The 368-nt window shown below is 53.5% G+C and carries 1 protein-coding gene; it reads right to left on the minus strand.

Annotated features, from left to right (window positions below; all coding sequences use genetic code 11):
- Window positions 1-205 (minus strand): hypothetical protein (locus AC1RPH_RS08010; RefSeq protein WP_481762057.1); only part of this gene is annotated, 205 nt, incomplete at its 3' end.
- Window positions 206-368: the final 163 nt, after the last annotated feature.

A 368-nucleotide genomic window follows, 5' to 3' on the forward strand; every position in this document is an offset into this window, starting at 1 on the left:
CGTTATAGCTGCCGGTGAACGCAACAGGTGCCAAATCCCCGGGAGCCACACCTATGCTGATGATCGCACCAGTGTTGTCGAGAGTGTAAAACTTTCGGTCCGGGAAGTTTATGGACAACTGCCCCTGAAGAAGCTGAGCCGTAGTTGGCCGGGCACCCGCCGTTATCAGGCGCGGGTGCTGAACAGGAATGTTCGCTGTTGTCATTTTGTTTTCCTAATTAACCTATCACGCCACCATCTATGACAAGAGCCGTGATATACGAAAGCGGAATTGCATCGCTCGGATTGACTGGCGTAGCAATACCGTTGAGCACCTGTGATCCCATGTTCAGCGGGCCCGTCATAGTCACGTTGCCAGCGACTGGAAC

This window comes from Dellaglioa sp. CoH-57-MRSF-16, assembly GCF_056782055.1.